This is a genomic window from Pseudomonas sp. 1 (assembly GCF_056626735.1).
Map to the genome: position 1 here is coordinate 272,373 of NZ_JBWXMQ010000009.1, position 6,982 is coordinate 279,354.

The window sequence follows — 6,982 nt, forward strand, 5'->3', positions numbered from 1 at the left end:
AATCGGCTTTTTGCCTGCTCAATGCGTAACTCGATACCCCCGGATCAGGCGACATGCGCTGTATGTAGCCCTTACAGCGGTTTTTCCTGTTCACGCAGCAACGCGGCAAGGCCGACCGCCTCCACCGGACGGCTGATCAGATAACCCTGCACTTCGTCGCAACCTTCAGCTTTCAGAAATGCCAACTGCTCGGATCGCTCGACACCTTCGGCGACAACTTTCAGTGACAGCCCATGAGCCATCGCAATGATCGCCCGGGTGATCGCTGCGTCTTCGCTGCCCTCGCCCAACCCGCGAATAAAGGCCTGATCGATCTTCACGTAGTCCACCGGAATCCGTTTCAGATAGCTCAGCGATGAATAGCCGGTGCCGAAATCGTCGATGGCCAGTTTCACTCCCAGATCCCGCAACTGCTGGAACGCGGCGATGATGTATTCGACGCTGTCGAGCAACTGACTTTCGGTCAGCTCCAGTTCGAGGTAGTGCGGCGCCAGGCCGGTTTCCTCCAGCACCTGACGCACCAGACTGACCAGTTTGCCCTGACGCAGCTGATGCACCGACAGGTTCACCGATACCCGGATCGGCGCCAGTCCCTGACGCTGCCATTCGCACGCCTGCCAGCAGGCCTGACGCAGTACAAACTCGCCGATCGGCCCGATCAGCCCTGTCTCTTCGGCCAGACCGATGAAGTCCCCCGGCGGCACCCGGCCCATGGTCGGGTGGTCCCAGCGCACCAGCGCCTCTGCCGCATTGAGACGACCGGTCGCCAGGCACAGTTTCGGTTGATAGAAGACGTTGAGCTGCTTGTCTTCGATGGCTTTGCGCAGCTGGTTTTCCAGCTGCAAACGCTCCAGCGTGCTGGCCTGCAGACTGTCGGTGTAGAACTGAAAATTGTTGCCGCCCAGGTGCTTGGCATGCTGCATGGCCATGTTCGACTGGCTGACCAGCGCGGAAATCTCCCGCGCATTGTCCGGCAGCATGCTGATGCCCATCGAGGCGCTGACCACCAGTTCATGCCCTTCCACGGTCAACGGCAGACGCAGCTTGGTCGACAGCCGCGTGGCGACCCGCGCCAGGCTCGACAGGTTGCCGTAGGCATCGAACAGTACCGCGAACTCATCACCGGACAACCGGGCAATGGTGTCGGCCTCCGGCAGAGCACTGACCAGACGACGGGACATCTTTTGCAGCAATTGGTCAGCAATCTCATGGCCGAGACTGTCGTTGAGCAGCTTGAAGCGATCCAGATTGATGTGCAGCAACGCCAGACTCCGGCGCCCGCCCTGCCGCACGCGCTGATGGGCTTCGTGCAGGCGTTCGCGGAACAGCGAGCGGTTGGCCAGACCGGTGAGTTCGTCGTAGTGGGTCAGGTAGCGCATGCGCTCCTCGGATTCGCGGCGCGCCGACAGATCGGCGAAGAAGCCGACGATATGGCTCACACTTCCCCGACTGTCGCGCACGGCGTTCAATTGCAGCCACTGCGGATAGAGCTCGCCGTTCTTGCGGGTTTCCACCAGTTCGCCCTGCCAGCTGCCGTGCTGCTCCAGCGCGTGGCGGATCGCGACGTAATGCCTGCGGGCATCGCGACTGCACGGCAACTCAACGACATTGCGCCCGAGCATGTCGTCGATGTCGTAACCGGTGACCCGGCTGAAAGCCTGATTGACGGCGATCAGCGAATAATTCGGGTCGAGGATCACGATGCCTTCGCTGGCGGCCTCGAACACCGTCGCCGCCAGTTGCTGCTGGGCTTCCAGGCTTTTGCTGACGCTGATGTCGCGGCGGGTGCCGACCATGCGGATGACCCGGCCGTCCTCGTCGCGCTCCACTGCCCGGCCACGGTCTTCGATCCAGACCCAGTGACCGTCGCCATGGCGCACGCGGTATTCGATCTGATAATCCTCGGTGCGGCCCTTCAAGTGCTCGATCAACGCCCGCTTGAGTGGTGGCACATCCTCCGGATGCAGGCGCGGCCGCAGATGCCTGAGCAGTCCGGTGACGTATTCCGGATCCAGACCGAACAGTTCCTGGATTTGCGTGTGGTGAACTTCGTCGGTCTGCAGGTTCCAGTCCCACAGTCCCAGCTCACTGGCCTTCAACGCCAGCGCCAGGCGCGCCTCGCTCTTGCTCAGCGCCTGGTTGGCGACGTCCAGCTCCCGGCTGCGCTGAGCGACCCGGTCTTCCAGCTCGACCTGAGCTTCACGCAGCTTGCCCTCGGCGCAACGCCGGTGTTCGATTTCCTTCGCCAGTTCCAGATTGAGCTGTTCGCTGCGGGTTTGCGCTTGTTGCAGGTGCTCGATCAGGTGCTGGTTCTGGAAACGCCGCAGCAAACCACGATCGATCAGCCGGTTGACCTGCCACGCCACCACGCTCAGCGACCCGAGCAGGATCAGCCCGAGCCAGCCCCAGCCGCGCGCCAGTTCGTCACCGCCCCAGAACAGGTAGCCGATGGCCGGCAACAGGCACGGCAAGGTAAAGGAAAGAAACGCCGGAATGCTCACGGCGTAGGCCACGCTGGCCGACAGGGTCGCGGCGCCGATCAGGCCGAATACCCAGGCCTGCTGCATGAAATTGTCGGCGGGCACCAGGGCGATGCCGGCGCCGGCCAGGGTCAGGCCGGTCATGGTCGAGCCGAGCAGGAACATCCGCCCCCAGATCGGCTGGGCCTGACGATCAGGGATCGCCGAGTCGAACGCGGCGACCTGAATCACTCGCAGGGCCACCAGCGACAACAGCCACACCAGCCAGACGCTGACCACGAAATAACGCTGCGGACTCCAGAGCAGACCGGCGCAGACCAGACCATTGATCAACATGAACAGGGTGGGCAACAGCGAACCCTGATAAAGAAGGCGCGTGCGCTCGACCGCCATCTGGGTGGCGTAAAGCTTGCGGATCGCCCGAGGCTCCACGGAGGGGCCCGACAGGTCGAAGCTGAGGGTCATAGGCAACGTTCTTGTTCTTATAAGTGTGAGCATGCGCCCGGAAACGTGGACGGAGCATACACAAGCCGAACCACTTGCCAAACTGCCCCAGATCATAATTTCACCGAAACTTTTCCACCGCTCGTCCCCCTCCAAAGCCCCGACGCCAGGCGGGTCAACGCCTGTAGCCGGTGACCGACCGGTCGTCATCGACAGCACTTTCATCGGCTAATGCAAAGCTCGGTTTGCCCGGGCCTGCGGCGCACCCTAGAATGCCCCGATGCGCGATGATCTCTCCCTTCTGCTGAACTCCCTCAACGATGCCCAACGGCAGGCCGTAGCGGCTCCCGTTGGTCGTCAATTGGTCCTGGCCGGTGCCGGCTCCGGCAAAACCCGAGTGCTGGTGCACCGTATCGCCTGGTTGATCCAGGTCGAAAACGCCTCGCCGCACTCGATTCTGTCGGTGACCTTCACCAACAAGGCCGCTGCCGAGATGCGTCACCGCATCGAGCAATTGCTGGGCATCAACCCGGCCGGCATGTGGGTCGGCACCTTCCACGGCCTGGCGCACCGCTTGCTGCGGGCGCACTGGCAGGAAGCCGGGCTGAGCCAGACTTTCCAGATTCTCGACAGCGACGACCAGCAACGACTGGTCAAGCGGGTGATCCGCGAGCTGGGGCTGGACGAGCAACGCTGGCCGGCCCGTCAGGCCCAGTGGTTCATCAACGGGCAGAAAGACGAAGGTCTGCGTCCGCAACACATTCAGGCCAGCGGCGATCTGTTCCTGGCGACCATGCGCGGCATTTATGAAGCGTACGAGGCAGCGTGCCAGCGTGCCGGTGTCATCGATTTCTCCGAACTGCTGCTTCGCGCCCTCGACCTGTGGCGCGATCACCCGGGCCTGCTGGCGCACTACCAGAAGCGTTTCCGACACATTCTGGTGGACGAATTCCAGGACACCAACGCCGTGCAGTACGCCTGGTTGCGTCTGCTGGGCAAGGGTGGCGACAGCCTGATGGTGGTCGGCGACGACGATCAGTCGATCTACGGCTGGCGCGGCGCGAAAATCGAGAACATCCACCAGTACTCTTCGGACTTCCCGGACTCGGTGACCATCCGTCTGGAGCAGAACTACCGCTCTACGGCCGGCATCCTCAAGGCCGCCAACGCCCTGATCGCCAACAACACCGGACGTCTCGGCAAAGAGCTGTGGACAGACGGCGGCGATGGCGAAGCGATCAACCTCTACGCCGCGTTCAACGAACACGATGAAGCGCGCTACGTTGTCGAAACCATCGAAAGCGCGCTGAAAACCGGCCTGGCGCGCAGCGATATCGCGATTCTCTACCGCTCAAACGCCCAATCGCGCGTTCTGGAAGAGGCGTTGCTGCGTGAACGCATTCCGTACCGCATCTATGGCGGCCAGCGCTTCTTCGAACGGGCGGAAATCAAGAACGCCATGGCTTACCTGCGCTTGCTGGAAGGTCGTGGCAACGATGCGGCTCTGGAGCGGGTGATCAACGTCCCGGCTCGTGGCATCGGCGAGAAAACCGTCGAGGCGATCCGTGACCATGCACGCCACAGCGATGTGTCGATGTGGGAAGCCATGCGCCAGCTGGTGGCCAACAAAGGCCTGACCGGTCGCGCTGCCGGTGCGCTGGGCGCGTTTATCGAGCTGATCGAAAACCTCGCCGCCAAGTGCGCCGAGATGCCGTTGCACCTGATGACCCAGACCGTCATCGAGCAGTCCGGTTTGATCGCCTACCACGAAGCGGAAAAAGGCGAGAAAGGCCAGGCCCGGGTAGAAAACCTTGAGGAACTGGTCAGCGCCGCGCGCAACTTCGAGAACACTGAAGAAGACGAAGAGCTGACGCCACTGGCCGCGTTCCTCGGCCACGCTTCGCTGGAAGCCGGCGACACTCAGGCCGACGAACACGAAGACAGCATTCAGTTGATGACCCTGCACAGCGCCAAGGGCCTGGAATTCCCTTACGTATTCCTGGTGGGCATGGAAGAAGGCCTGTTCCCGCACAAGATGAGCCTGGAAGAACCTGGACGCCTTGAGGAAGAGCGGCGTCTGGCCTATGTCGGCATTACCCGGGCGATGCAAAACCTGGTGATGACCTATGCTGAAACCCGACGCCTGTACGGCAGCGAAACCTACAACAAGGTGTCGCGTTTCGTACGGGAAGTACCGAAAGGCCTGATTCAGGAAGTACGCCTTTCGAACAGCGTTAGCCGACCGTTCGGCGGCAACCCGTCGATGGGCAGCAGCAACCTGTTCAGCGGTAGCGAGATTCCGGAAACCGGCCTGAGCCTTGGCCAGGCTGTGCGTCACTCGATCTTCGGCGACGGCGTGATCCTCAACTTCGAAGGCGCCGGCGCCCAGGCCCGGGTGCAGGTCAACTTCGCCGAAGGCAGCAAGTGGCTGATGCTCGGGTACGCGAAGCTGGAAGCCATATAAGTCAACGTCCGTTCCCGCGCTGAGCACGGGAACGGACACTGGAGGCAACATCCATGGGCTCGGGATTTTTTTCCTCCTGGACATTCTGGGCCCTGCTCTCGGCCACTTTTGCCGCGCTGACAGCCATCTTCGCCAAGATCGGCATCGAAAACGTCAACTCCGACTTTGCCACCCTCCTGCGCACAATCGTCGTATTGATCAGCCTGGCCTTGATTTTGTACGTCACGGGCCAATATCAGTCCTTGGGATCGATCTCCGCCAAGAGCTACCTGTTTCTGTTGTTGTCGGGCCTGGGCACCGGTGCTTCGTGGCTGTGCTACTTCCGGGCGTTGAAAGTCGGCCCGGCGTCGCTGGTCGCGCCGGTGGACAAGCTAAGCGTGGTCTTCGTGGCGGTGCTCGGTGTGATCCTGCTGGGTGAGAAACTCGACCTGCGACAATGGAGCGGCATCGGCCTGATCACCGCCGGAGTGGTGATGCTGGCCTTGCGGCGTTGATCCATTTCCTGCTGAACCTATCTCCTTTTCCTACAGACAAAAGTACATGGCCTTATTGCCCCGACCGAGCTGAACGTAACCTGTCAGGCAAAAGCCCGAAACACTCTCTCGCTAGCCAGTAACACTTCAGCTGTGCAACATGGCGCGCGTGTCTCCACAAACGGGAATTCCCTTTATGAAACGTTTTCTTAGCATCGCCATGGCGTTGTGCATCGGCCTGACGATGAGCCTCGACGCCAACGCCAAGCGCTTTGGTGGTGGCAAAAGCGCCGGCGCTGCGCCGACGCACCAGACCAGCCAGATGGCTCCTTCTTCTCCAGGCATGGGCGGCGCTGCGGCAACCGCTGGTGCTGCCGGTGCCGCGGGCGCTGCGGCCAAGGCCGGCGGTGCTTCGAAATGGCTCGGCCCTCTGGCGGGCATCGCGGCCGGTGGCCTGCTCGCTTCCATGTTCATGGGCGGCGGCTTCGAAGGCATGCAGTTCTTCGACATCCTGATCATGGCCGTGATCGCGTTCGTGATCTTCCGCTTCATCGCCGCCCGTCGCCGCAAGCAGCAGGAGCAGTTCGCTCCGGCCGGCGCGCCGATGCAGCGTGAAGTGTTCGAACAGAAGCCAGCAGCCATGGGTTCGATCTTCGGTGGTTCGGCCGCGCCTGCTGCCGCCCGTCCGGTGATCAACGCACCGGCCTGGTTCAACGAACAGCGCTTCCTTGAAGCCGCCCGCAGCCACTTCCAGGCGCTGCAGCAGCACTGGGACGCCAACGAGATGGACAAGATCGCCGAGTTCGTGACCCCGCAAATGCTCGAGTTCCTCAAGCGCGAGCGCGCGGAGCTGGGCGACGCGTTCCAGTCCACCTACATCGACAACCTCCAGGTACAACTGGATGGCGTGGATGACCGCGCGGACAAGACCATCGCTACCCTGACCTTCAACGGCGTGTCGAAGACCTCGCGTTTCGATCAGCAGGGCGAAGTGTTCAGCGAAAGCTGGAACATGGAACGTCCACAGGGCGACAACCAGCCTTGGCTGGTCGCCGGTATCCGCCAGAACGGCTGATCACCTCCGACGTTTACGCGCAGTAATGAAAACCCCGGCCTCGGCC

The 6,982-nt window shown here is 62.0% G+C and carries 4 protein-coding genes; 3 read left to right on the forward strand and 1 reads right to left on the reverse strand.

All coding sequences use genetic code 11. The features are described 5' to 3' along the window. Positions 1-71: 71 nt before the first annotated feature. Positions 72-2,945 carry a putative bifunctional diguanylate cyclase/phosphodiesterase gene (locus AC1MDC_RS16185; protein WP_480393335.1) on the reverse strand — a complete coding sequence of 958 codons (2,874 nt, stop codon included), beginning with the start codon at positions 2,943-2,945 and terminating at the stop codon, positions 72-74. Between the two features lie 259 nt (positions 2,946-3,204). On the opposite strand from AC1MDC_RS16185, the gene uvrD reads away from it, so the two are divergent. The 3 genes from uvrD (at position 3,205) to AC1MDC_RS16200 (ending at position 6,936) form a co-directional block, all read left to right on the forward strand. After that, positions 3,205-5,388: a DNA helicase II gene (gene uvrD, locus AC1MDC_RS16190; RefSeq protein WP_227233962.1), complete on the forward strand. Its 2,184-nt coding sequence runs from the start codon at positions 3,205-3,207 to the stop codon at positions 5,386-5,388. Between the two features lie 53 nt (positions 5,389-5,441). Next, positions 5,442-5,882 carry an EamA family transporter gene (locus AC1MDC_RS16195; protein ID WP_085702277.1) on the forward strand — a complete coding sequence of 147 codons (441 nt, stop codon included), beginning with the start codon at positions 5,442-5,444 and terminating at the stop codon, positions 5,880-5,882. Positions 5,883-6,057: 175 nt separating this feature from the next. Beyond that, a complete protein-coding gene (locus tag AC1MDC_RS16200; protein ID WP_085686042.1) occupies positions 6,058-6,936 on the forward strand; it encodes a Tim44 domain-containing protein in 879 nt (292 codons plus the stop codon). Positions 6,937-6,982 lie beyond the last annotated feature (46 nt).